The 25,854-nt window shown below is 66.8% G+C and carries 20 protein-coding genes and 1 pseudogene; 14 read left to right on the top strand and 7 right to left on the bottom strand.

Features of this window, described 5'->3' with window-relative positions:
* Positions 1-29 precede the first annotated feature (29 nt).
* The 8 genes and pseudogenes from OK349_RS03015 to OK349_RS02980 all read left to right on the top strand — a co-directional run bounded on the left by OK349_RS03015 (position 30) and on the right by OK349_RS02980 (position 16,818).
* A complete protein-coding gene (locus tag OK349_RS03015; RefSeq protein WP_265116344.1) occupies positions 30-12,440 on the top strand; it encodes a filamentous haemagglutinin family protein in 12,411 nt (4,136 codons plus the stop codon).
* Complete coding sequence (locus OK349_RS03010) at positions 12,437-13,198, top strand: SapC family protein (RefSeq protein ID WP_265116343.1); 762 nt, start codon at positions 12,437-12,439, stop codon at positions 13,196-13,198. Before OK349_RS03015 ends, OK349_RS03010 begins: the two co-directional genes overlap by 4 nt.
* Entirely contained in the window at positions 13,195-13,773 is a 579-nt protein-coding gene (locus tag OK349_RS03005) for an OmpH/Skp family outer membrane protein (RefSeq protein ID WP_265116342.1), read from the top strand. The genes OK349_RS03010 and OK349_RS03005 overlap by 4 nt, the downstream gene beginning before the upstream one ends.
* A gap of 8 nt (positions 13,774-13,781) precedes the next feature.
* Positions 13,782-14,198: a hypothetical protein gene (locus OK349_RS03000; protein WP_265116341.1), complete on the top strand. Its 417-nt coding sequence runs from the start codon at positions 13,782-13,784 to the stop codon at positions 14,196-14,198.
* Positions 14,195-15,255: pseudogene (locus OK349_RS02995) on the top strand (substrate-binding domain-containing protein). The gene OK349_RS03000 and the pseudogene OK349_RS02995 overlap by 4 nt, the downstream one beginning before the upstream one ends.
* A gap of 102 nt (positions 15,256-15,357) precedes the next feature.
* Positions 15,358-15,966, top strand: coding sequence for a hypothetical protein (locus OK349_RS02990; RefSeq protein WP_265116340.1), 609 nt, complete (start codon positions 15,358-15,360; stop codon positions 15,964-15,966).
* Positions 15,963-16,310: an ArsC family reductase gene (locus OK349_RS02985; protein ID WP_265116339.1), complete on the top strand. Its 348-nt coding sequence runs from the start codon at positions 15,963-15,965 to the stop codon at positions 16,308-16,310. Before OK349_RS02990 ends, OK349_RS02985 begins: the two co-directional genes overlap by 4 nt.
* 70 nt (positions 16,311-16,380) lie before the next feature.
* Positions 16,381-16,818, top strand: a complete 438-nt coding sequence (locus OK349_RS02980; RefSeq protein ID WP_265116338.1) for a hypothetical protein — start codon at positions 16,381-16,383, stop codon at positions 16,816-16,818.
* A gap of 3 nt (positions 16,819-16,821) precedes the next feature.
* Here OK349_RS02980 and OK349_RS02975 read toward each other — a convergent pair whose 3' ends face one another.
* Positions 16,822-17,037, bottom strand: coding sequence for a helix-turn-helix transcriptional regulator (locus tag OK349_RS02975; protein WP_265116337.1), 216 nt, complete (start codon positions 17,035-17,037; stop codon positions 16,822-16,824).
* A gap of 7 nt (positions 17,038-17,044) precedes the next feature.
* Positions 17,045-17,509 (bottom strand): hypothetical protein, encoded by a 465-nt coding sequence (locus OK349_RS02970; RefSeq protein WP_265116336.1) that lies wholly within the window; start codon positions 17,507-17,509, stop codon positions 17,045-17,047.
* A gap of 126 nt (positions 17,510-17,635) precedes the next feature.
* Between OK349_RS02970 and panB the strand changes: the two genes are divergently transcribed.
* From panB to OK349_RS02940, 6 genes are all read left to right on the top strand, one after another.
* Positions 17,636-18,496: a 3-methyl-2-oxobutanoate hydroxymethyltransferase gene (gene panB / locus OK349_RS02965; RefSeq protein ID WP_265116335.1), complete on the top strand. Its 861-nt coding sequence runs from the start codon at positions 17,636-17,638 to the stop codon at positions 18,494-18,496.
* Positions 18,497-18,601: 105 nt separating this feature from the next.
* Positions 18,602-19,273, top strand: a complete 672-nt coding sequence (locus OK349_RS02960; RefSeq protein WP_265116334.1) for a tetratricopeptide repeat protein — start codon at positions 18,602-18,604, stop codon at positions 19,271-19,273.
* Positions 19,270-20,592 carry a PQQ-like beta-propeller repeat protein gene (locus tag OK349_RS02955; RefSeq protein WP_265116333.1) on the top strand — a complete coding sequence of 441 codons (1,323 nt, stop codon included), beginning with the start codon at positions 19,270-19,272 and terminating at the stop codon, positions 20,590-20,592. Before OK349_RS02960 ends, OK349_RS02955 begins: the two co-directional genes overlap by 4 nt.
* Before the next feature lie 26 nt (positions 20,593-20,618).
* Positions 20,619-21,974, top strand: coding sequence for a ribosome biogenesis GTPase Der (der, locus tag OK349_RS02950; RefSeq protein WP_265116332.1), 1,356 nt, complete (start codon positions 20,619-20,621; stop codon positions 21,972-21,974).
* Between the two features lies 1 nt (position 21,975).
* On the top strand, positions 21,976-22,179 hold the full coding sequence (locus OK349_RS02945; RefSeq protein ID WP_265116331.1) for a sulfurtransferase TusA family protein: 204 nt from the start codon (positions 21,976-21,978) through the stop codon (positions 22,177-22,179).
* Between the two features lie 103 nt (positions 22,180-22,282).
* Positions 22,283-22,675: an Hpt domain-containing protein gene (locus OK349_RS02940; protein WP_265118524.1), complete on the top strand. Its 393-nt coding sequence runs from the start codon at positions 22,283-22,285 to the stop codon at positions 22,673-22,675.
* 15 nt (positions 22,676-22,690) lie between these two features.
* On the opposite strand, the gene bfr is transcribed toward OK349_RS02940, so the two are convergent.
* From bfr to OK349_RS02915, 5 genes are all read right to left on the bottom strand, one after another.
* Complete coding sequence (bfr, locus tag OK349_RS02935) at positions 22,691-23,173, bottom strand: bacterioferritin (RefSeq protein ID WP_265116330.1); 483 nt, start codon at positions 23,171-23,173, stop codon at positions 22,691-22,693.
* Between the two features lie 103 nt (positions 23,174-23,276).
* Entirely contained in the window at positions 23,277-23,447 is a 171-nt protein-coding gene (locus OK349_RS02930; RefSeq protein WP_265116329.1) for a (2Fe-2S)-binding protein, read from the bottom strand.
* Between the two features lie 55 nt (positions 23,448-23,502).
* The gene (locus tag OK349_RS02925; RefSeq protein ID WP_265116328.1) at positions 23,503-24,762 is read right to left on the bottom strand and encodes a DUF418 domain-containing protein; all 1,260 of its coding nucleotides are present in this window, start codon (positions 24,760-24,762) and stop codon (positions 23,503-23,505) included.
* 23 nt (positions 24,763-24,785) lie between these two features.
* Positions 24,786-25,226: a hypothetical protein gene (locus OK349_RS02920; RefSeq protein ID WP_265116327.1), complete on the bottom strand. Its 441-nt coding sequence runs from the start codon at positions 25,224-25,226 to the stop codon at positions 24,786-24,788.
* 16 nt (positions 25,227-25,242) lie between these two features.
* The gene (locus OK349_RS02915; RefSeq protein WP_265116326.1) at positions 25,243-25,659 is read right to left on the bottom strand and encodes a DUF3052 domain-containing protein; all 417 of its coding nucleotides are present in this window, start codon (positions 25,657-25,659) and stop codon (positions 25,243-25,245) included.
* Positions 25,660-25,854: the final 195 nt, after the last annotated feature.

Below are 25,854 nucleotides of genomic sequence, written 5' to 3'. Positions count from 1 at the left end.
TCCGACCGACCCGTCCGGAGTAGAGCCCGATGCAACCGACCCGCACCGCCCCGATCGCCAATCGCCCCACGCGGCTGTTCGGCACCTGCAGCCTCTCCGCCTTGGCACTGGCCGCGAGCTTTGCCGCGCCGGTGGCGCACGCGCAGCAGGCACCGTTCCAGTCGATGACGGCGATGCAGGCCGGGCGGGTCAAGCTGCCCGACGGCACCATGTCGCAATGGTCGGGCGCGGACCGGCCGGTGATCGGATCGGCGTCGGACGGGCGGCCGCTGATGTCGATCAAGCAGAACCAGCAGAAGGCGCTGCTCGACTGGGAGAATTTCCGGCTCCAGACCAACGAGATCCTCGAGTTCCAGCAGCAGTCGGCGGACTGGATCGCGGTCAACCGCGTGCACGGCACCCAGGCGTCGTTCATCGGCGGCGAGATCCGCGCGCAGGGCCGTGTGTTCGTGTTCAACGACAATGGCGTGCTGATGGGGCCGGACGCCAAGGTCAATGTCCGCCAGTTGGTGACCGGGACCGGGGTCAAGGACGTCGACGTCGCGGGCAACGTCACCACCATCACCCAGTCGACCGGGGTTGCGCGGCTCAACTGGAGCGACCTTTCGAGCCAGGCCGGCGAGGTGCTGCGCATCAAGCAGGCGCAGAAGGAATGGACGCTGTTCAACCGTTCCCTGAAGCAGGGGACGACCGTGCTCAACGGTGATATCGAGGCCGAGGGCCAGGTCGTGCTCGCCGGGCCGCAGGGGCTGGTGCTCAACGGCAAGGTCAAGGCGCATCAGGCCGTGCTTTCGGCCCTGGATTTCCGCGACGACGCGGGCCTGGTCTCCTATGCCCGCGACTATAACAACCGCCTCGATCCGACCTTCAGCAACACCTGGAACTACAAGGGGATCAACGGCAGCGACCCGATGGTCGACCTGCTGCGCCCGGCGCCATCGATCGACGATCCCAACGACCCGCTGCGCTGGAAGATGACCGTCGGCGCGACCGGCTCGGTCGAGACCGGCAGCCACGGCAAGATCATGCTGTTCGGTCCCGCGGTGACCAATCGCGGCCTGCTCTCGGTCAAGGACGAGGGTCAGGTGATCCTGGCGGCGGGCGACAACATCTATCTGGTCGGCGACGGCAAGAACGTCACCGCCTATGCCGGCGCCTACAACCCGATCTCGTTCATGCGCGCGAACCTGCCGTATATGAGCCTCGGTACCGTTAATACCGTCGCGCGCCAGAACTTCTGGAAGCAGGCGTTCGGCGAGACCTATGCGATCGGCGCCACCGTTCCGAACGCGGTCCAGCGCGTCGAGGCCTATCTCAACCAGATCCAGGCGAAACGCGTCGCCGATCTCGGCTTCCACGCGCGCAACGAGGGCATCATCCGCGCCGAGCGCGGCGGGCGCGTCGACTTCCGCGGCTACAGCCTCGAGCAGATGGGCGCGATCGAGATGACCTCGACCGCGCTGTTCCGCGGCGCGATCGAGTTCAAGACCGCGATCTACGACTATCGCGAGTTCGTGAACAACGAGGTCGACGGCCCGTCCTACGGCAATGGCGATGTGATCTTCGGCAAGGGCAGCCTGACCCAGATCACGCCCGATCTCGAGGCGAGCGACAAGATCCCGCTGACCTCCGGCGCGCAGAGCGTCGGCACGCTCGACATCCTCGGCGCCCGCCTGCACATGCAGGAGGATTCGATGATCTACATGCCGAGTGGCACGATGAACGTGCTGCTCGACGCGACCGCGATGGCGATCGGCAGCAACCGCGGCAACAGCGCCAATCTCGACAATGAGAGCGGCGTGCGCTTCCTGATGGAGAAGGGCGCGACGATCGACCTGTCGGGCTGGAAGAGCACCGTCCTGCCGATGGGCTTCCACCAGGTCACCGGCAAGCTGTTCGCCGCGCAGCTCGCGGATTCGCCGCTGCAGCGCGACGGGCCGCTCTATCGCCGCGAGATCACCGTCGACCGCCGCTACGGCACCGACTTCGCCAACTGGGAGAGCTTCGACAACCTCAATCAGGGCACGCTCGCCCAGTTCCTGCTCAACGGTGGTTCGTTCAATATCGATGTCGACGACGACTTCATCATGAAGTCGGGCTCGGTGATCGACGTCTCGGGCGGCAAGATCACCTATCAGGCGGGGTTCGTGAACACGACCCTGATCCGCACGCTCGACAACCGCATCATCGACATTCGCGAGGCGAGTCCGGACGAGCTCTATATGGGCCTCGCCAACGAATGGGTTCAGTACGACGTCAAATGGGGCAGGCAGAAGACCTACTATATCCCGTTCATGTCGAGCACGCTCGGCCGCTACGAGGACGGCTATGTCGAGGGCGGGGCGGGCGGCACGATCGCGGTGCTGGCGCCCGACGTGGTGCTGCAGGGCACGGTCAAGGGCGCGACGACGATCGGCAAGTATCAGCGCGCCAACCAGCCCAAGGGCGGCCAGTTCATTCTGAACAATGCCGGCGAGAGCGAAGGCGAGTATGTCAGCAACAACATCCTGATCACGGCGATGGAGCAGCTGCTGCCCGACAATTTCGGGATCGAGGGCACACTGTCCGACGTTTACGGCGACTTCTTCGGCGAGGAATATGAGCAGGGCACCAAGCGCGGCCAGAACGGGCGGCGCAGCGACAACGGCATGCTCGTGTCGCAGGACTTCTTCAACCGCTCGACCATGGGCAGCTATTATGCCCGGCAGGACAATCGCAGCGCGGACTTCAATCCGTTCCCGCCGCGCGACGGCCTTGCGGTGCGCGTCGAGGCGGGCGTCAACCTGAACCTCCAGAACGGCGCGTCGTTCGAGCTCGAAGCCGGCGACCGCATGGAGTTCCTGGGCAGCATCCGCACGCAGGGCGGCGACGTCTCGCTGAGCGGGCTCAGCCTGGTGATGGGCGAGAACAGCCGGATCGAGACGCGCGGCGCCTGGTACAATGATTTCGAGCGCGACGAGCCGGTGGCGATCGCCGCGGTGCCGCGCATCGACGGCGGATCGGTGAGCATCTCGGCGACCAATGCCGGCCAGGATATCTTCGAGGACGTCTCGCTGATCCTGCCCGAGAGCATGGTGATCGACACCTCGGGCGGCGCCTGGGTCGATCGCGAGGGCGTGCTGCGCGCGGGCAAGGCCGGCGACCTCTCGGTCAACGCCAGCATCCAGCCGCAGGACACGCTCGACCTCAGCGGCCTCGCCAATGCCCGCGCCTATGGCCTGGGCGGCAACGGCGCCTATTCGCTGAGCACGCTGGCGCAGATCGTGATCGGCGACTCGCTGAGCGAGGAACAGGATGGCGCGATGCTGATCGCGCCCGAATTCTTCGAGCGCAGCGGCTTCTCGAAGATCTCGCTGCAGGCGCCGGGCGTCACCATCAACGATGGCGTGCAGGTGAAGGCGAGCGCCGCCTCGCTGGTGCTCAAGGTGCCGGGGCTCTCCGGCGGGCCGTCCTATCTCGACTTCGCCTCGGGTACCGACATCTACGCGGTCGCTGATATCGGTTTCGTGCCGCTTGAGCAGCGGCCCGCGGCGCAGCGCCACGGCATGGAACTCAACCTGCCCGCCCTGCTCATGGGCGAGGGCGCGCTGCTCGCGACCGAGGCGCGCGGCTCGATCCGCCTGGGCGCCGCCAGCGACATCGCCGGGACGATCCTGGCACCGGCGGGCACGATCGACCTGATCGGCGACAACCACAAGCTGCGCAGCACCGCCAAGCTGCTGGCGCCGGGCGTGGTGCTGGTGACTGACCGCACGATCAAGGACGGCCGCGAGCTGCTCGACGGCGAAGTGCTCGCGGGGGGATCGATCGGCATCTCGGGCCGCGACTTCATCACGATCGAGAAGGGTGCGGTGCTCGACGTGTCGGGGACCAGCTTCACCTTCGACGTGCCGGCGCCGGCCGACGCGAACGGCGTGTCGGTGCGCACGCCGACGCTGATGGCGTCCGATGGCGGGTCGATCTCAATCTCCAGCCTGCTCGCCGACATGAACGACGCGACGCTGCTCGCGCACGCCGGCGGGGACACGGCGCGCGGCGGCGCGCTGTCGCTGAGCCTCGCTGCGGGCTATCAGCCGCAAGGTAGTTTCACGCCGGTGTCGAGCGCGGTCTCGCTGTTCAATAACCTACGCACGCGCGTCTATCTCAAGGGCGGCAACACGCGCCCGACCACCATGTACGGGATCGATCTCAACACGATCGACTGGGCGCGCTACAGCTCGCAATACGCGACCAACGCGATCGCGTCGTTCCCGGCGGGCTTCATGGTGAAGGACGCCGCCGAGCTTACCGCCTGGCTCAACAATTATGTCGTCAACGCTGCGGGCAATCCGACCGCACTGCTGATCGGCGACAACATTCCCGCCGATGCCGGGACGGCGATGCCGGCACTGCCCGGGCTGCATCCGGCGATGGCCGACATCTTCCGGTCGTCGCAGGCCCGTTACGACTTGCCCGCACCGGCCAACAGGCTCAACATCATGCCGCGCTTCGACGCGAACCGCGTCCTGGCGAGCGGCGGGTTCGGCTCGCTCTCGCTCAACGCGTCGCCGGGCATCATGTTCGTCGGCAGCTCGACGCTCGGCGGGCGCAAGGCGGACGGCAGCTTCGTGCTCGATCGCCTGACGATCAACACACCGCGGCTGATCGGCGCGAACGGCGCCGACGTGAAGCTTGAGGCGAACATCATCCGCCTCGACAGCGCCTCCAACATCACCGGTTCGCCGCAGGTCGACGGCACGCTTCATGAGGCGGCGCTGCGCAACGTGATCCCGGCCGCCAACCCCAATAGCCGCATCACCGTCCATGCCGGCACGCTGGTGGATGTGGTGAACGCCAGTTTCTATGGGTTCGGCGACACGACGATCAGCAGTGGCGGCGACATCCGCCTGCTCGGCGCGGGTAATTCGACCAGCCGCTACAGCGGCTCGATCGTCACCCCGGGCAAGCTAACGCTGAAGGCGGACCAGATCTACGCCGCCACCGCGCGCCAGTTCACGGTCAGCTCCGACCAGAAGATCACCATCCTCAAGCAGGACGATGGTGGCCCGCTCAACGGCACGCCTTATGAGGCCGCGGCCGAGCTGATCTTCCGCGCGCCCGAGATCGACCAGGGCGGCACGGTCCGCTCGCCGCTCGGCTCGATTACCTTCCAGGCGACCGGCCCCGATGGCCGCGTCCGGTTGCTGCCGGGCAGCATCACCTCGGTCAACGCCGACGGGCATGTCATTCCCTATGGCTGGCTGTCGAACGGCGACACCTGGCTCGATCCGCTGGTGACGCAGGGTGCGGTCGAGCTGCGCTCGCTGCCGGCCAAGACAATCAACGTCAACGCCGCGGTCATCGATCTCCAGTTCGGCGCGGTGATGGACGTCGCGGGCAGCGGCGACCTCTACGCCCGCGAGTTCGTCCCGGGCCTTGGCGGCAGCACCGACTGGCTGACCGGCTATCGCGACGCCGATTATAACTGGGTGAGCGCGCCCGGCGAGATCTTCGCGGTGATCCCCGGCTTCGAGGGCGACATCGCGCCGGTCGGGCTGGGCGAGGGCACCGGGCTCGCGGTCGGCAGCAAGATCTACCTCTCGGGCGGCAACGGCCTCGCAGCGGGCTATTACACGCTGCTGCCGGCCTCCTATGCCGCGCTGCCGGGCGCGTATCGCGTGACGGCGAAGCACCATTACCAGGGCGACTATGCCGACATGCCGCTGGGCGAGGTCGCGTATAATCCCGACGGCTCGACGATCCAGGCGGGCTATCGCTTCATCGCCGGGCAGGCGGTGCGCGACCAGCGCAACACCGGCTTCCTGGTGATGGACGGCAAGGCGCTGCGCATGCGCAGCGAATATGCCGAAGCGTTCGCGAGCACCTTCTTCACCTCCGAGGCGTTCCTCAAGAAGGCGCTGCGCACCAACCAGCCGATCGGCGACATCCCGCGGATCCCGATCGACGGCGGCAGCGTCGTGCTCACCGCGGGCAAGGACCTGAAGCTCAACGCGACGCTCAAGTCGGGCGCGGCGAAGGGCGGACGCGGCGGCTTCGCCGACATCAGCGCACCGAAGATCGCGGTGATCGATGCCGATACCGACACCAGCAACTATGCCGGTTACCTGCTGCTCGACAGCAATGCGCTCAACGCGTTCGGCGCGGAGAGCCTGTTGCTCGGCGGCGTGCGTCGCCAGGGCGCGGTCAATCTCGAGCTGAGCGTCGGCGCCACCGATGTCGTCATCGACAATGTCGGATCGGTGCTGGCCGGCCCCGAGCTACTGTTCGCGGCGGCCAACACGGTGCGGCTCGCCGAAGGTGCCGCAGTCGAGACGCGCGGCCAGATCACGGGCAGCTCGGGCGACCTGCGCGTACTGCCCTTCTATCCCGGCTTCACCGACACGCGCGGCACGCCGGCGACCACCGACGACATCATCCACCCGATCTACGACCAGGGCACGGTGCTGCGCCTGTCGTCGAGCGGGCAGGTCGACATCCTGCGCAACCTGACCGCGGTCGATGCGCTGAGCGCGCTGCTGGCCGATCCGGCCCAACTCGCGATCGTCAACGCCTCGCGCGTCGCCAGCGGCCTCGCGCCGCTGACCCCGGGCGGCAACCTGATCATCGCCGACGGCGCGAAGCTCAGCTCGAGCCGCTCGCTGGCGATGGACACGACCGGCGACATCGCGCTCAGCGGCAAGGCGTCGCTGGCGGCGAAGCAGATCGCCGCCGCCGCCTCGCGCGTCAGCGTGGGCGAGGTGCCTGCGGGAACCTCCGGGCTGGTCTTCGCCGGCGGGTCGCTCGGCGCGCTCGCGGCGGCCGAGGACATCGCGCTCAAGAGCTACAGCACGATCGACTTCCATGGCACGGTGACGCTCGACGCCGACAACGGCCTGACGCTCGATGCGCGCGAAATTCGCGCGATCGGCGACGGCGGGGACAAGGTCACCGTCTCGGCCGGCACGCTGACCATCGCCAACGCCAATGGCGGCGCGGTGGCGGGTAGCAGCGGCGACGTCGCGATGTTGCTCGCTGGCGATAACATCCATTTCTCGGGCGGCGACAAGCGCATCTCCGGCGTCGGCACGCTGACGATCGATGCGGCGAAGCGAGTGATCGGCCATGACGACGGCGCGCTGTTCACCAACGGCGCGCTGACGATCGACGCGGGCGCGGTGACCGCCGAGAGCGGCGCGCGGCTGTTCTTCGATGCGGGCGGGGCGATCTCGCTTGCCAGTGCGGGCGGCACGCTCGATCCCTTCTCGACCTTCGGCGCGACGATCGGCTTCACCGGTTCCTCGATCACGAGCAGCGGTCGCATCGGGCTGACCGGCGGCATCGTCAACCTGCGCGCCCGCCAGGGCGACGTGGTGCTGGCGAGCGGATCGTCGATCGACGTGACCAGCAATGTCAGCCGCATCTTCGACGTCGAGGTCGGCGTTGGCGCGGGAACGGTCAACCTGACCTCGGATCGCGGCAACATCACGCTCGCGCAGAACGCGGTGATCGACGTGTCGGGCTCGAGCGCGGGCGGCGATGCCGGCGCGCTCAACGCCTTTGCCGGACTCGGCAACGTGACGCTGGGTTCGGGCGTCAAGGGTAGCGCGATCGACGGCTACCGCTCGGGCAGCTTCTCGGTGCTGAGCGCGACGCTGGGCGACTTCACCGCCCTCAACGCCGCGCTCGATGCGGGCGGGTTCCGCGAATCGCGGCGCTTCGAGTTCAACCAGGGCGACGCCACGATCACCGGCACGATCCGGGTGCGCGACTTCGCCGTGGTGGCGAATGACGGCTCGATCAATCTCGCCGGCACGATCGAGACGGTCGGTGCCAATGGTGGCCGCGTGCAGCTCGCCGCGGCGGAGAACGTCAACCTGCTGGCGAGCGGCAAGATCCTGGCGAAGGCCAATGCCGCGGACGGATCGGGCGGCACGGTGCTGCTCGAGACGCAGGGCCGCGGCGGCGGACGGATCGACCTGGCGGCGGGATCGCTGATCGACGTGTCGGGGACGGGGGACGGCGGCCGCCTAGTGCGGCTGCGCGCGCCACAGATCGGCAACGACATGGCGGTCGGCCAGGTCGCGGGCACGATCACCGGCGCGCGTCAGGTGCTGGCCGAGGCGTTCCGCGTCTATGAGGGCGTGACGGTGATCGATCAGCCGGTGATCAACATGGTCCAGGCCGACGCGGCGGCGTTCATGAACAACGCCCAGGCGATCCAGGCGCGGCTCGGCGGCGGCGTCACCGTGGCGCCCGGGATCGAGCTGCGCTCCGACGGCGACATGGAGCTCAAGACCGACTGGGATCTCCACAATGTGCGCTTCAACGGCGCGGCGGGCGTGCTGACGCTGCGCGCCAAGGGCGACCTCAAGATCAACGCCAACCTCTCGGACGGGTTCACCACGCCCAAGGCGAACGGCCTGCTGCTCAACGGCCCGAGCTGGACGTTCAACCTGACCGCGGGCGCCAATGTGCTGAGCCCGAACTCGCTGGCGGTGCTGCCGGGCGGGCTGCTCGATCAGGGCAAGGGTTCGATCATCGTCGGCGGTACGCCCGACACGATCGAATATTATTACGATCCGGCGCGTGGCAACGAGAACCGGCTCTACCTCAAGGACCCGACGACCGGCCGCTTCGTGCGGACTGGCCAGCCCAACAACTACCACCTCGGCTGGGTCGAGCTGACGCGCAATGCGCAGGGGCGGTATCTCGACCCGCAGACGGGGCAGCCGATCCTCAAGGATCCGGTGACCGGCGACTATGTCGATACCGATAACTATGCCCGGCGCCCGCTGCCGACGCTCGCGTTCGACGATGGCGGCGGCTATGCCCGATTGCGCGCCGACGGTTCGACGCTGACCAACACCTTCAACCTCAATCCGCTGACGGCACGCGAGATCATCCAGTGGGATAACTCGACCGGCTATCTGGTGCGCACCGGCACTGCGGGCATCAACCTCGCCAGCGCGAAGGACCTGGTGCTGCAGTACCGGCCTTCGGTGATCTACACCGCGGGTGAGAATGCGCCGACGCTGGCCGGCTTCTACGCTCCGGCGGGTGCGTCCTATCCGATCAACGGCGGGGACATCTCGGTCAATGTCGCGGGGACGATCTTCGGTTCGGGTAGTCCGCAGCTGCCGAGCGGCTGGCTCGTCGCGCTGGGCTCGGTCCGCACCGACGGCGTGTTCGCGCAGGCCAATGGCCGTGCGTTCGACCAGAGCACCTGGTACGTCAACTTCCCGACCTACCAGGCGGGCATCGGCGCGCTGGGCGGCGGCAATATCGACATCAGCGCGGGGGGCGACATCCTCAACCTCGCGGTCAACTTGCCCACCACCGGCCGCGTCGTCGGCAACACCAAGATCGGCGAGCCGATGGCGCTCACCGTCACCGGCGGCGGCGACCTCAACATCCGCGCCGGCGGTAATATCGGCTCGGGCAAATTCTATGTCGCCGAGGGTCTGGGCGTGATCAGCGCGGGCGGCGCGTTCATCTCCAGCGACAAGGCGATCGGCTGGAAGCCGGGCACGTCGGGCGGCGGCCTGCCGGGCCAGACGACCGGCCAGATCTACTATTACATCGATCCGATGCTGAAGCTGGTGGCGAACGACATCTACACCTTGCTCTACACTTCGTCGGGCGAGTTCCGCGTCACCAGCGGTGGCGACATGAACATCGAGGCGGTGCTCGATCCGCTGATGCCCAGCCCCGACGACGCTAACGGCTTCTTCAGCTACACGCCCGACGCCAAGGTCAGCCTGTTCTCGGCCGGCGGCGACATCAAGCTGTGGAACAACGGCAGCAACATCGACATCGAGCGGCTGTTCGGCGACGTCCTCAACCCGACCAATGTCGGCGGCTGGACCTCGACCCGTGCCTATGCGGGCACGAGCAACGTCGCGTTCGAGTTGTGGCCGGCCAATGTCAGCGTGGTCGCGGCGTCGGGCGACATCAACGTGCTGGGCGGGCTGCTGCTCGCGCCGTCGCCGACCGGGACGCTCGACCTGCTCGCGCGCGGCGACGTGCATATCGGCAACGCGACGCGCAACGTCGACCAGTTCATCTTCGACCCGAACTACGCCAACGCGTCCAACTTCCGCAGCGGGTTCGGCGGGATCATCCTGAGTCAATCCTATGTCGAGCTGCACAAGACACCGCTGCATCCGTTCAGCACCAACAACAATCTCGGCCGGTTCGAGCGTCAGCACTTCCTGACCGCGGGGCCGAATATCGCCTTCACGCGCGAGAATCCGCCGGTGCTGCACGTCGGCGACACCCAGCCGGTGCGCATCTATGCCGGGAACGACATCGTCACGTCAGCCGCGATCGACCTGCCCAAGGCGGCATGGATCCAGGCGGGCGGGGACGTCTACTTCCCCAACCTGACGCTCCAGCACAACAATGCGCTCGACCTCAGCATCGTGCGCGCGGGTGCCGGCATGTATTTCAACGGCAGCAACTACATCACGGTCAACGGCCCCGGCCGCCTCGAGATCGAGACCGGCGGCGATCTGTGGATCCCCAGCAACGCCAACGGCATCACCAGCAACTGGCTGATGCTGCCCGACCCCGTGCCGTGGGACACCAATCCGGCGGAGGTGCTCAATCCGGGGCAGAAGGCGGCGGACATCGCGATCAGCGTCGGCTTCAACCAGCGGCCCGACGTCGCGGCGTTCGAGACCAGCTATCTCGACCCCAACGGCTCGGTCATCTCCTACCTGCTCAAGGACGCGGGCGGCGGGAAGGAGCTCTCCTATTACCTCTTCGACCGGCTCTACACGCGCGGCGACGTGCGCCCCGACAGCATCTTCTTCACCGAGGAACTGCGCGCCGGCTTCGTCAACCATATGCGCGGGCTGCAGGGCCTGCCGCCGCTCGAGACCGCGGCGCAGCAGGCCGATTACATGGAGAGCGCGGTCGAATATTGGATGGGGCTGCCCAACGGGCAGGCGACGCCGTTCGACCAGTTCTTCCCGAGCAAGGCGCGGGCGGCGGACATCGGCGTCGAATTCTACCTGCCCGAGCAGCGCCAGGGCCTCGTCAATTACGTCCGCAAGCTCCAGGGGCTCGAACCGCTCGAAACCCAGGCGGAGCAGCTCGAATATCTCGATACCGCGTGGAAATATTGGGAGGGGCTGGGTGAGGACTATAAGTCGCCGTTCCTGCGCGACGTGCTCTATCTCGAGCTGCGCACCACGGGCCGCGAGGCCAACGACCCCGAGAGCGAGCGCAACGACACCACCTTCCGCGGCTATGACGCGATCAAGACGCTGTTCCCCGGCGCCCAGAAGCGCGCGAGCGAAGCGCTGGCCGCAGGGGAATCGCGCTGGAAGGGCGATTTCGAGACCTATGCCAGCCGCGTGCTCTCAAACGGCGGGGGGCAGATCGACTTCATGATCCCGGGCGGCGCGCTCAAGCTCGCCAACATCGCAGCGCCGGCCGACGCGACGGGCCAGCCGCCGAGCAATGGCGGCCGCGGCAACGCGCTACGCGCCGGGATCGTCACCGCCAATGGCGGCGCGATCAATATCTTCGCCTATGACGATGTGACCGTGAACCAATCGCGCGTCCTCACCGCGCTGGGCGGCAACATGCTGATCTGGTCGAGCTATGGCGACATCGCGGCGGGCAAGGGGGCCAAGACCTCGATCTCGCCGACCTTCTACAACTATACGCTCCATCCCGACCTGTTCACCATGGGCCGCACGCCGGCCGGCCTGCCGACCGGTGCCGGCATCGGTACGGTGGCGTCGATCCCCGGCGCGCCGGTGGCGGACGTCGACCTGATCGCGCCCAACGGCATCGTTGATGCGGGTGACGCGGGCATCCGCGTGTCGGGCAACTTCAACGTGTTCGCGGTGCAGATCCTGGGCACCGACAATATCGACGTCGCTGGCATCGCGATCGGCCTGCCGACGCCGCCCGCGGCACCGCTCAACCTGATCCAGCCGACCGAGGCCGACGCGCAATCGCGCGAGGCGGTGGCGATGGTGACCGAGCAGGTACGTCAGGTGCGCCGCAACTCCGCGATCGGCTCGCCCTCGATCATCGAGGTGCGGGTGACCGGCTTCGGCGAGGCCTGCACCGACCCGCGCCAATGCCCGCAGGACAGCGGCGGCACCGGCGCCAGCAACAGTGTCACGCCGCGCGCGGGGCCTGCGTTGGCGGCGGCAATGGACACTGCGGTCCAGCCCGTGCGGGTGGCGGACAACCGCTACAGCTTCGACGTGAGCGAGCCGACCGTCGCCGAGGCGGTGCTAGCAGTGGGGCGGCTGTCGCGTGCCAACATCGTCTATGATCCCAAGGACCTGGAGGGCGTCAACGTGCGCCCGGTGCGCGGATCGATGACCACCGAAGCGGCGCTGCGCGCGCTGACTCGCGGACAGAATGTGCAGGTACGCCGGATCGGGCCCAACAGCTTCCTGCTCAAGGGGCCGGTCCGCAAGGGAGGGCGTTCGTGACCGAAGTAATGACCGACGAGCGGCCGCAGACGGCGCTGCCGCCCTTCTACCGCGACCCCCGCCCGCTTTCGAGCGAGGCGCATGCGGCATGGCGGCTGTTGGAAGGTGATGCGGGTTTCGCGGCGGAAGCGGCTTATGTGCCGGTCGTCGCCAGCGAGTTCGCGCGCTCTGCGCAAAGCTACCCGCTGGTGTTCGCGATGCCGGGCGCGGTGCCCGTGGCGGTGCTGGGGCTGGAGCGGCGCAACCTGTTCGTCCGCGACGGCGAATGGACGCGCGAAAGCTATGTTCCCGCCTATGTCCGTCGCTATCCGTTCGGCTTCGTCGCGACCGGCGAGCCGGGTCATTTCATCCTCGCGATCGATGCGGGATCGGGCCAAGTCGTCGAGACGGGCGAGGCGGGGATTGCGCTGTTCGAGGGCGGCGAGCCGACCGAGCGCACGCGTCAGGCGCTCGCCTTTTGCGACGCCTATCACGCCGAATCTGAGATGACGCGCGCCTTTTGCGCCGCGCTCGCCGAGAAGGATCTGCTGACCGAACGCCGCGCCGACGCGACACTGCCCGATGGCCGCACCTTCGGCCTGCAGGGGTTCCAGATCGTCGATCCGGCGAAGTTCGATGCGCTCGACGATGCGACCGTGCTCGACTGGCACAAGCGCGGGTGGCTGGCGCTGGTGCATTTCCACCTCGCTTCGCTCGACCGTTTTCAATTGCTGCTCGCGCGCCAGGCCGGGCTCGATCCTGAGGAACAGGACGCATGATCTTTATGCTCTTCATCGCGCTCGCCGCGCAAGCCGCTCCCGCCGCGAGCCCTGCTGCCGAGCCGCTCGGCGGACCGGTGGTGCCCGGCGTCTGCCTGCTCTCGCGCCAGGCGGTGTTCGGCAACGCCAAGGTGGCGACCGCTGCGACGGCGCGGCTCCAGCAGCTCGCCACCGAGGCGCAGACCGAGGTCAACAACGAGCGCGCGCCGCTCGACAAGGAGCAAGCGGCGTTCCAGGCCGAGTTCGCCAAGCTGACGCCCGAGCAGCGCGCGCAGCGCCAGCAGGCGCTGGAAGCGCGGATGCAGCCGATCCGTGTCAAGGCCGAGCAGCGCAGCCGCGAGATCGAGGCGACGCGCGCCAAGGTGCTGGCGCAGATCTCCGATCGCGCGCAGCCGCTGATCGCCGAGGCCTATCGCGCGCGCAAATGCGGGCTGCTGCTCGACCGCAACAGCGTGATGGGCGGCAATCTCGCCAACGACCTGACGCCCGATGTGGTCACCGCGCTTGACGCAAAGGTCGCGCCGTTCAGCTTCAACCGCGAGACGCTGCCGCCTGCGCCGGCCGGGACGCAATGATCCTTGCCGTGATCCTGCTGATTGCTGCACCGGTTCAGGTCGTCGCGGCCGAACAGGCGCCTGCGGCCTGGCAGGCCTATGCCGCGTTGGCGCAAACCGATATCGATGCGCTGCTGAACGGCGATGAGCCGGGCGCTGTCGCGCTGCGCGATACGCTGGTGACCGCAGCCGACGGCACCGCCGCGCAACGCGAACTGGTGCTGATCATCGGCGTCGACGCAGCCAGCCAGATCGAGCGTGCCGAGATCGCCGCCTCCGTCACGCCTGTGCCGGTAGGCGCCGATGCGCAACTGAAGACGCTGCTGCTTGGCCGCAAGCTGCCGGGGACACCGCCGGTGGGGATGCGCCAGCCGATGCGTCTGGCGGTGACGGTTGCGCCCGCACCGCCCGAACCCGACACGAACAGCAAAAGGGAAATCCAATGAATCGTCTTTTCGCTTCGATCGCCGGTGGTGCGCTGGCCCTGTCGCTGTCCGCGTGTGGCGGGCAATCCGGTGGCGGTAGCGCCCAGGCGGGCGGTTCGCGCGACCAGATCCGTTCTGTGGGCTCCTCGACGTCTATCCGTTCGCCACGCTGGTGGCCGAGACCTGGGTCAAGACCCAGCAGGATGCGCGCTCGCCGATCGTCGAATCGACCGGCACGGGCGCGGGCATCAAGCTGTTCTGCGCCGGGGTCGGCGCCTCGCACCCCGACATCGTCAACGCTTCGCGCCGGCTCAAGAAGTCCGAATATGACGAATGCGCCAAGAATGGCGTCAACGAGATCGTCGAGATCCAGATCGGCATCGACGGCATCGCACTGGCCGAATCGGTCGAGGGACCCGCGATGAAGCTGACGGTCAAGCAGATCTACGCCGCGCTCGCCGAGACGCCGTTCGGGGAAGCGCAGACCGCCAAAACCTGGAAGGACGTCGATCCCTCGCTGCCCGCGATCCCGATCCTGGTGCTCGGCCCGCCCGCCACCTCGGGCACGCGCGACGCGCTGACCGAGCTCATCCTGACCAAGGGCTGCGACAGCGATCCCAGGATGGCCGAGCTCAAGAAAAGCGACGAGGACGCCCACAAGAAGGTCTGCACCTCGCTGCGCAACGACGGCGCGTTCGTCGATTCGGGCGAGAACGACAACCTCATCGTCCAGAAGCTGACCGCCAACCCCAATGCGATCGGGATCTTCGGCTACAGCTATCTCGAGGAGAATGCCGGATGGGTACGCGGGATCGCGATCGACGGGGTCGAGCCGACCTATGACGCGATCGCGGGCGGGAGCTATCCGGGCGCGCGGCCGCTCTACCTCTACGTCAAGAAGGCGCATCTCCAAGCGGTGCGCGGGCTCAAGGAGTATGTGAGCGCGTTCGCCGACGCCTGGGGCCCGGACGGATACCTCGTCAAGCGCGGCATGGTCGTCGCCCCCGACGCCGTGCGTACCGCCAATGCCGAAATCGTCAGCAACATGACACCGCTCGATCCCGCACAGCTCAAATAGCCCTCGCTTCGTCCCCAAGCGAAGTCGGCCTGCCACCCCGCGCCATGCTGGCCGGGGTGGCTTTTTTCGTGCAACAACGGGTCATAAAGCTGGGAGAGATCGATGCGAACCCTCTATGCCGTGGCAGCGTTGTGCCTGTTGGCCGGGTGCGGTGGCGAACCGACGAACGTTGTTTTCGAACCATCGACGACCGTGCCCGAGCAGGTCGCGACGCCGCCAGCCAGTCCGGTTGCTGGCACCCCGCCTGCCGAGGCGAAGCCGCTGGTCAATCTCGCGCCCGGTGCGCTGAGCTTCGTCGACCCTAATAGCGGCCGCGCGCGAGAGCTGGCGTTCGGGACCGAGCGGGCAATGGTCGAGCGCGCGGTCGGGGCGGCGCTTGGCGCGCCGGCTGAGCGTGGATCGAACGGCGAATGCGGCGAGGGCGCGATGGACTTTGCGCGGATGCCGGGCGGCCTGCTGGTGTGGTTCCAGGAGGGCAAGTTCGTCGGCTGGTTCCTCGATCAGCGCGATGGAGCGACGCTGACCACGGCTTCGGGAATCGGCATCGGTTCGACGCGCAAGGCGCTGACCGGCGCTTATGCCGCGGAGATCTCGGAAAGCTCGCTGGGCGAGGAATTCACTGCGGGCGAACTCTCGGGCCTGTTGAGCGGGACCGGCGCGGCTGCCAAGGTGACGGCGATCTGGTCAGGACAGGTGTGCAACTTCCGATGAGCGTTTCCTTCTACGGCATCCCCAATTGCGACACGGTGAAAAAGGCGCGGACGTGGCTCGACGCCAACGGCGTCGCGTACGACTTCCACGACTACAAGAAGGAAGGCGTCGATCCCGCGCGGCTGGCTAAATGGGCCGAGGCGGTCGGATGGGAGCGTCTGCTCAACCGTGCCGGCGCGACCTTTCGCAAGCTCGACGAGGCGGACAAGGCCGATATCGACAAGGCCAAGGCGCTGGAGCTGATGGCCGCGCACCCGTCGGTGATCAAGCGCCCGGTGGTCGAGTATCGCGGCGGTGTGCTGGTGGGATTCAAGGCCGAGGAATGGGCGACGGCGTTACTGTAACGAAACGATTGGCAAAATCACCATTTAGGGTAGGGTGGGCCATATCGAACGACCCATAGGAGGTGTTCTGATGGCAAGCAGTTTCGCGCAAAAGCCGCCCGTCTGGTTCACGATCGTCGCAGCGCTCTTGCTGCTGTGGGGACTGGCAGGCTGCGCTTCGCTCTACATGCACTTCGTGATCGGCCCGGACATGGATCCGAAGGCGACCGAATGGGACCGTCAATATTATGCGTCGCTGCCGATGTGGCTGAACATCGACTATGTCATCGCGGTCGGCGCCGGCGTGCTCGGCTCGATCGGGTTGCTGATGCGCGCGAAATGGGCGGTGACGCTCTACTGGATCTCGCTGATCGCTGTGGTGATCCAGTTCGGCTACATCTTCCTCGCCACCGACATCATCGCGGTGAAGGGTGTGTGGACCACCTATTTCCCGGCCTTCATCTTCGCGATGGCGCTGTTCCAGGTCTGGTTCTCGAGCATGGCGAAGAAGCGCGGCTGGCTGCGCTGAACGCTAGCCGCTCTGCCACTGGAAGACCTCTTCCAGCGGCTTGCCGAACACCTGGGCGATGCGGAACGCGGTTTCGAGGGTAGGGGAGTATTTCCCCTGCTCGATCGCGGCGATCGTCTGACGCGTGACGCCGACACGCTCGCCGAGCTCGGCCTGGGTCATCTCGCCCGCCATGAAGCGCAGCGTCCGGATCTGGTTGGCGATCGATGATCGGGCCATGACGCGCTCACGCCTGACGACGATAGAGGATGATCTGCCAGATCGAATGGACGATCGATGCCAGCACCAGTGCGGCAAGCAGGGCATTGCCGACCAGCATCGCCGCGACCACTCCCGTTGGCTGACCGAGCGCCGCGGGCGCGGCCATCGTCAGCACCGGTGTGGCGAGCATGATCGCGACGACCGCAAGGCTCAGTACCGCATAGGCGCCCTTGCCGGCGCTCTGCTCGATCTCGCGCTCGCGCGGGTCGGCGGGAAGCTCGGCCTCGGACGGCCGGTGGATCGCGATAGCGATGATCGCCGCGACCTGGATGACGACGAGCAGGATTACGGCGCCGATGAAACCGCCCAGCGTATCGGCCGGCGCGGGCCGTCCCGCCGTCAGCGATGCCGCAAGCTGCGCGAAATAGAGGCCCCAGACGACCAGCGAGGTCGCGAGTGACACCCACTGCACTTTTTCCCGATAGGCCATGATGCCTCCCAGATGTTCGTTGAATACGACATAATGTAAAGTTTATATAACATAGAGTCAATTATCTCGAACATCCATTCCGCCGTTTCGCTGGAATGGCCTGAAACGATCGGCTATCGCGCGGCCATGTCCACGACCTTCACCATCGACACCGCCACCAGCCGCGTCACGCCGACTCCGGCGCCGATGAAACGGATGACCGTACCGGCGATCCAGGCGCGCAAGGGCAAGGATCCGGTGGTGATGCTGACCGCCTATACCGCGCGCATGGCGCAGCTGCTCGATCCGCATTGCGACGTGCTGCTGGTCGGCGACAGCCTGGGGCAGGTGATCTATGGCCTGCCCTCGACGCTTCCGGTCACGCTCGACATGATGTGCGCGCATGGCGCTGCGGTGGTGCGGGGCAGCTATCATGCGGTGGTGGTCGTCGACATGCCGTTCGGCAGCTACGAGGCGAGCCCGGAACGGGCGTTCGCTTCCGCCTCGCGTATCCTGGCGGAAACCGGCGCGGCGGGGGTCAAGCTAGAAGGCGGGGAGGCGATGGCCGAGACGGTCGCGTTCCTGACGCGCCGCGGCATCCCGGTGATGGGGCATATCGGCCTCACCCCACAGGCGGTGAACGCGCTGGGCGGCTATGGAGCGCGCGGCCGCGGCAACGCCGAATATGCCAAGATTATCGGCGACGCGAAGGCGGTGGCCGAGGCCGGCGCCTTTTCGATCGTCGCCGAGGGCGTGGTCGAGACGCTGGCGAACGAGATCGTCGCGGCGGTGTCGTGTCCGGTGATCGGAATCGGCGCCTCGGCACAGTGCGACGGGCAGGTGCTGGTGACCGAGGACATGCTCGGCATGTTCGAGCGCACGCCGCGCTTCGTGCGGAAGTTCGACGACATGGCCGGCCGCATTTCCGCCGCGGTTGAGACCTATGCCGCCGCCGTGCGTGACCGGAGCTTCCCGGGCGACGAGCAGGTGTACAAGCCCAAGGATTGATCCGCTTTCGTTTCCCGGTGACCGCGGCTAAGGTCCGCGCCCGCACGTCCCATATCCCCGATGGAGTTACCCTTGGCGCTGAGCCCGCAAAGCAACGAAGCCTTTATGCGCGAGGTCGATGAAGAACTCCGCAAGGACCAGGCGTTGCACATCTGGCAGAATTACGGCCGCTGGATCATCGCGGCGGTGATCGCCGGTCTGATCGCGTTCGGCGGCTGGCTCTACTGGCAAAGCCACAGCGAGGGGCGCCGGGGCGAGGAAGGCGAGAAGTTCAAGGCCGCGATCAAATCGCTGAGCCAGAACAAGGCACAGGAGGCCGAGGCGCCGCTCAAGGAGCTGGCGGCGTCAAACTCGCAGGGGTTCAGCGCGGCGGCGCGTTTCGCCCAGGCCGATATTCTGTTGGCCAAGAACGATCTCAAGGGCGGCGCTGCGGCCCTGGCGGCGATCGCCGCGGATACGAACGTGCCGCAGGAGCTTCGCGACCTGGCGCTGATCCGTCAGACCACTGCCGAATATGATTCGCTGAAGCCGGAGCAGGTGGTGGCACGGCTCGGCACACTGGCGGTCAAGGACAGCGCCTGGTTCGGCAGCGCCGGCGAAATGGTCGCCGTGGCCTATCTGCGGCAGGGCAAGCGAAACGAAGCCGGCAAGCTCTATGGCGAGATCGCCAAGGGCGAGGGCGTGCCGCGCGCGATCCGTCAACGCGCGGTTCAGATGGCCGGCGTACTTGGCGTCGATGCGGTTCCGGACGAAGGTGAGGACAAGAAGGCGAAATGATGAAGTCGGTTCGGATTCCCGTCGCGATCGCGGCGCTGGTCGCGCTGGGTGCCTGTGGCATCTTCAGGGGCGGCGACAAGAAGACGCCGGTGCTCGGCCAGCGCGTGCCGATCCTGGCCGCCGAGACGAGCATCGTCGCCGACAAGACGATCGCCGAAGTGCAGGTGGTGCTGCCCGCGCCCGAGACCAATGCGGCGTGGAACCAGCCGGGCGGCAACGCCACCAAGGTGATGGGCCATCTGACGCTGAGCGAGATGCCGGCAAGGGTGTGGTCGGCGAAGATCCCGGGCACCAGCGGCCGCACGCGGCTCGGCGCCGCGCCGGTGGTGGCGAACGGCGCGCTGTACGTGATGGATACCGAGGGCGTGGTGCACGCGTTCGACGCGGCGACCGGCGCGCGGCGCTGGCAGCTGTCGACCGTCAAGGGCGAGGAGAATCGGCGCGCAGCGTTCGGCGGCGGCGTGAGCATCGACGGCGGGCGGGTCTATGCGACCAACGGCCTGGGCGACGTGGTCGCGATCGACGCTGCCGCGGGCAGCGAGGTGTGGCGCAAGAAGCCCGGCGGCCCGCTGCGCGGCGCACCGACCGTGGCGAACGAGAATCTCTACGTCGTCTCGCAGGACAACCAGCTGTTCGCGCTGACCCAGGCCGACGGCAACGTCACCTGGACTCAGTCGGGCACGCTCGAATCGCAGGGCGTGTTCGGCGTCGCGGCGCCGGCTTCGGCGCAAGGCACGGTGGTCGCCGGCTTCTCGTCGGGCGAGCTCAACGCCTATCGCTACGAGAATGGCCGCACGCTGTGGAGCGACACGTTGTCGAGCTCGACCATGTCGACCTCGGTGTCGAGCCTGGCCGATATCGATGCCGAACCGGTGATCGACCAGGGCCGTGTCTATGCCGTGGGGCAGGGCGGACGCATGGCGGCAGTCGAGCTCACCAGCGGCCAGCGGCTGTGGGAGCAGAATATCGCCGGCATCTCGACGCCGTGGATCGCGGGCGAGTGGCTGTTCGTGGTGACCGACGATGCGCGTCTCGTCTGCATCGCGCGCGGCAGCGGCAAGATCCGCTGGATCTCGCAGCTTCGCGCGTTCCGCAACGAGGAAGACAAGAAGGGGCCGATCACCTGGGTCGGACCGCTTCTCGCGGGCAACCGGCTGTGGCTGTCCAACTCGCGTGGCGAGCTCGTCTCCGCGTCGCCGACCGATGGCAGCGTCGGCGCGACGCTCAAGGGCGACGACGCGGTGAGCCTGAGCCCCGTGATCGCGAACGGCGTTCTCTACGTCCTGACCGACAAGGGCGAGATCACCGCCTATCGCTGAGGCGCGGCTTGGGTTAGAGGGCGCGGATGTCCCGTCCTACCGTTGCGATCATCGGCCGGCCCAATGTCGGCAAGTCGACGCTGTTCAACCGCCTCGTCGGCAAGCGGCTGGCGCTGGTCGACGACCAGCCCGGCGTGACGCGCGACCGGCGTGAAGGGGATGCCGATCTGCTCGGCGTGCCGTTCCGGATCATCGATACCGCAGGCTTCGAGGACGAGGATCCCGCAAGCTTGCCCGGTCGCATGCGCGTGCAGACCGAGGCCGCGGTGCGCGAGGCCGATGTCGCGCTGTTCATGATCGACGCGCGTGCCGGCATCACCCCGCTCGACGAAGAGGTGGCGCGCTGGCTGCGTAGCTCGGGCACGCCCATCGTATTGCTTGCCAATAAGGCTGAAGGCCGCGCTGCGGAGCCCGGCATCCACGAGGCGATGGCGCTGGGGCTCGGCGATCCAGTGCCCTTTTCCGCCGAACATGGCGAAGGCATCGGCGATCTGTTCGAAGCGTTGCTGCCGTTCATCGATCGTGAGGAAGAAGCCGAGGACGATCCGGACGAGGAGGGGCCCCTCAAGCTCGCGGTCGTGGGCCGGCCCAATGCGGGCAAATCGACGCTGATCAATCGTATGATCGGGCAGGATCGGCTGATCACCGGACCCGAGGCGGGGATCACCCGCGATTCGATCGCGATCGACTACGAGTGGGAAGATTTCGAGGGCAATATGCGCCCGATCCGCCTGATCGACACGGCGGGGATGCGCAAGCGCGCGAAGGTGCAGGAGAAGCTCGAGTCGATGTCCGTCGTCGATGCGCTGCGCGCGATTGATTTCGCCGAGGTGGTCGTGCTGCTGCTCGACGCCACGCGGGGCCTGGAGGTGCAGGACCTCAAGATCGCCGACAAGGTCCTCCAGGAAGGCCGCGCACTGGTGATCGCGCTCAACAAATGGGACGTGGCGGAGAACGCCTCAAGCCTGTTCAACGGGGTCAAGGGCGCGCTCGACGAAGGGCTGGCGCAGGTCAAGGGCGTGCCGCTGCTCACGGTCTCCGCGGCAACGGGGAAGGGGCTGGATACACTGCTCAAGGTGGCGTTCGAGACGCGTGAGGCGTGGTCGCGGCGCATCACCACGGGCCAGCTCAACCGCTGGTTCGAACGCGCGATCGAGGCCAATCCGCCGCCCGCGCCCGGCGGCAAGCGGATCAAGCCGCGCTATGTGACCCAGGCCAAGACGCGGCCGCCGAGCTTCATCCTGTTCGGCACGCGGGTGGACCTGCTGCCCAAAAGCTATGAGCGTTACCTGGTGAACAGCATGCGCAAGGAGTTCGACTTCGGCGCGGTGCCGGTGCGGCTGACGATGCGGCCGTCGAAGAACCCGTTCGATCGTGAATGAGATGACGCGGATCGACGCGCGCGGGTTGCGCTGCCCGTGGCCGGCGCTGCGACTGGCGCGCGCGCTGCGGCAGCAGGGAACGCCGCTCGAGATCCTCGCCGACGATCCTGCTGCCGAACGCGAGATCAGGGCATTGGCGGAAGCGCGTGGCGCGACGGTGACGGCGCTGTCGATCGACGGAAGCCCCGCATTCCGCGTCGGATGATCGCCCGCGTCAACCGGACGTTTACCGATTTGCCCTTATTCATCATACAGATGATACCGCATTCCGCGGGAGGGTGAATTTGGCGTCGCAGGATCCGAACGGGCTGGTGGATTGGACTGCGTTCTCGCAGGCTCGTACCGAGCTTGGCGCCAACTTCGTGCGCATCCTCGGTTACTTCCATGAAGACGGCGTCAAATCGGTCGCGCAGATCGAGGAAGCGATGCGTTCAAACAACGCCGCTGCGCTCGTCCTGCCGGCGCACACGCTGAAGGGCGAATCGCGCCAGTTCGGCGCGGAGCCGCTGTCCGAATGCGCCGCGGCGATCGAAACGATCGCCCGGCACTGCATCGAGAACCGCTACGAGCCCAACGAGGCGCTTCCCCATGTGGTGGAGCTGCGCCCGCTGTTCGAGGCGACGCTGGCGTTGCTCGAGCGCGAGGCCAACCCGCTGGTCGAACGGCGCCCGGCTGCCGCCTTTGGACGCCGCCCGATCTGACCAGCGGGTGGGGGGTTACTCGCCCTCTTCGGGCTTCGAATTGAGCTGCACGTAATTCTGGATGCCCATGCGCTCGATCATCTCGAACTGGGTTTCCAGCGTGTCGACATGCTCTTCCTCGCTGTCGAGGATCTGGCGGAACAGGTCGCGGCTGACATAGTCGCGCACCTTCTCGCAATGCTCGATCGCGTCCTTGAGCACCGCGACCGCTTCCATCTCGAGGTCGAGATCGGCCCTGAGGATCTCCTCCACCGTCTCGCCGATGCGCAGGCGGCCGAGCAGCTGGAAATTGGGCAACCCGTCGAGGAACAGGATGCGCTCCGACACCATGTCGGCATGCTTCATCTCGTCGATCGACTCGTGGCGCTCGAACTCGGCGAGCTTCTTGACGCCCCAGTGGTCGAGCATGCGGTAGTGCAGCCAATACTGGTTGATCGCGGTGAGCTCGTTCTTGAGCACCTCGTTGAGATAGTCGATGACCTTCTGGTCGCCCTTCATGGGATGCGCCTCTTGTTGTTCAGGCGCGCGAGTATAGCGCTGAAAGAGCGTTTCAGACAGTTAAAAAATGGCGGATTTCTGCGGGTTTCCGGACTTGCGAACGCTACGCAGCCGCACGCTCCGCATCGATAATCGCTCGCGCGAACGGCACGCATTGGCCGCATTTCGCCTGGCGTCCGAGCGCACGATAGGCCTGGCAAGCGCTCATTGCGCCTTCACGTGCGGCCGCCCGCACATCCTTCTCGCGAATAGCATTGCAGACGCAGACGACCATCGAAACCCTCTCGCAGTTCGCAACAGTTAGGGCGACTGCGAGTGATTCGCAATGGTTATTGCGTGGCGTTCGCAACTGATCGGGTGAGCGCACCGCCAGCCATCGGTTGCAGCTTCCCGCGTGCCAGGCTGCGCCACAGCCATTCGAGCGGGCCATAGGCGAATCGCTCGAGCCACGGCTTCGACCAGATCAGCATCAGCGCCCAGACCGCGAACACGACGAGATAGACTTCCGCGCGCGACAACTCGCCGAACCAGCCGAGGCCATAGCCGTAGAAGAGCGTCGTGCAGATGAGGCTGGTGGCGAGATAGTTGGTGAAGGCCATGCGCCCCGCCGCGGCGATGCGTGCGGTGAGCGCGCCGCCGGGCCGCATGAGAAGGATGATCAGGCTGGCCCAGCCCGTGATCATCAAGGGGCGGAACGGCACGGTAGCGAACCACACGCCGGTCGTCACTGCGACAAGGCTGAAGTCCTTCGCGAGCATGAAGGCGGCGAGCAGGGCATAAGCGGGGATGCCGATGCCGAAACCGATCAGGAGCCACTTGCGATAGCGGCGGCGGTCCCAGCTTCCGGTGAGCATGCCGCTCTTCAGCCCGACCATGCCGAACAGCATATAGGCCAGCGTCTCACTTCCGAACTGGAAGAGGCCGGCGAAGGGCAGGAAACGCGCCTCGGCGAAGCGATGGACCGCGATTTGCCACCAGCTGCCGCGATAGATCGCCACCTGCTCGGCGAGCCAGGTCGCAGAAGGCTTGCCGAAGCCCCGTTCGAGCGCCTGGGCGGCCTCCGCCATGCCCGGCTCGGCCGGCATCGCCTCGGCGACCGCCGCGGTAAAGGGAATGAGCGCCGCAATCCCGAGGTGGACGACGAGCAGGATCACGCCGACGGTCACCAGCGTCTTCACCCGCGCCTTGCGGAACAGGAAGGCGACCATGCCGACCATCGCATAATGGTTGAGGATGTCGCCCCACCAGATCAGCCAGCAGTGGAGCAGGCCGAAGACGAGCAGCCACACCATCCGCGCATAGTGGACACGCGCCGGGTTCTCGCCCTTCGCTTCGGCGCGATCGATCACCAGCAGCAGCGATGCCCCGAACAGGAAGGAGAAGAGGCCGCGCATCTTGCCGTCGAACAGGATGAAGTTTGCGAGATAGACGGCAAGGTCGATCCCGGTGTCGCCGCCATAGGCAGCCGGGTTGAAATAGGCCGGGCTGGGCATCGCGAAGGCGATGATGTTGAGCAGCAGGATGCCCATCACGGCGACGCCGCGTACGGTATCGAGCGTGAGGATGCGGTCGCCCGTCGTGGTTGCCATGAGGTCCCCCGTAGATGCTAGTGCTAGCGCCGCGCGATCAGCGCGATCGGGATGCCGACGAGCACGATGTGGCAGAAAAGCTGAGTCGAGATGCCGATCGCGCTCACCGGGAAGGTACCGAAGCGCAGCGGCACCGCGATGAGGTTCATCGCGACATAGGTGACGAGCCCGTAGATCACGCCCCACTGGATCGGTTTTGTCTTGAGCTGCGGCATACGGTCGGCGGCGAGGACGAAGACGGCCGCCATGATCACCATCAATGCGAAATGCACCGCAAGCCCCGTCGCAGCCCCGGCGGCGCCCCAATCCTTCGCACCCGGAAAGGGTCCCGAGGCGACATAGCGCAGCATCGCATCGACCTTGCGGCCAAAAGCCAGCGTCAAGCCGATCGCGGCGAGGATATCGAGCGTGCCGGCGACCAGCGTGGCCACGCCGATGCGCTTGACGGTGCTCCAGTTCTGCATGGCTTCCCCCTTCTTGTTATTCCGCCGCCCGCAGTTCCTTGCGGACCATGAGCTTGAGCCCCGACCAGGTCTCGTCCACCGCGCAGACCTTCACGTCGACCAGCCCCAGCGGCAGCGCGACCTCGCGGATCGTGTCTTCGGTGATGTCGGTATCCGCCTTGGCGGCCTTCTTGGGCCAGGAGACCCAGACGAAGCCGCTCGGTGCGATGAGCTGGCGCAGCGCGGCGAGCTCGAACTCGAGCTTCGCGCGCTGCGTGACGAAGACGTGCGCGGCGTCGATGCCGGCGCCCGGCGCCGCGAGCAGCTCGAGCCCGAGCGCGTCGAGCGCGATCAAGGCGCGGACCTCCCCGGGCATGTCGGCGATGAAGACGCGCATGCCGGGCTTGAAGCCGAGCTTTTCCGCGAGCGGAGTGGTGGAATAGCCGGCGGTCATTTGCTCTCGTTCCTCCCGTGATCCGTTCAGAAAGTCACAAAGGTCTCACCACCAACGCGCGAGTCCGCCCTGGCGGCCATTTGACGGACCGCGAGCGGAACGTGGCACAAATCCGCACCGTAGGAAATGACTGCGCCAGGGGCCGGATTCCGCCGTTCGGAACGACGCGCGTGGGAGCAAACGTTAACCACGCCC

It is taken from the genome of Sphingomonas sp. BT-65 (assembly GCF_026107375.2).
Classification (GTDB): Bacteria; Pseudomonadota; Alphaproteobacteria; order Sphingomonadales; family Sphingomonadaceae; genus Sphingomonas.
This window is presented reverse-complemented; position numbering and strand designations above follow the sequence as displayed.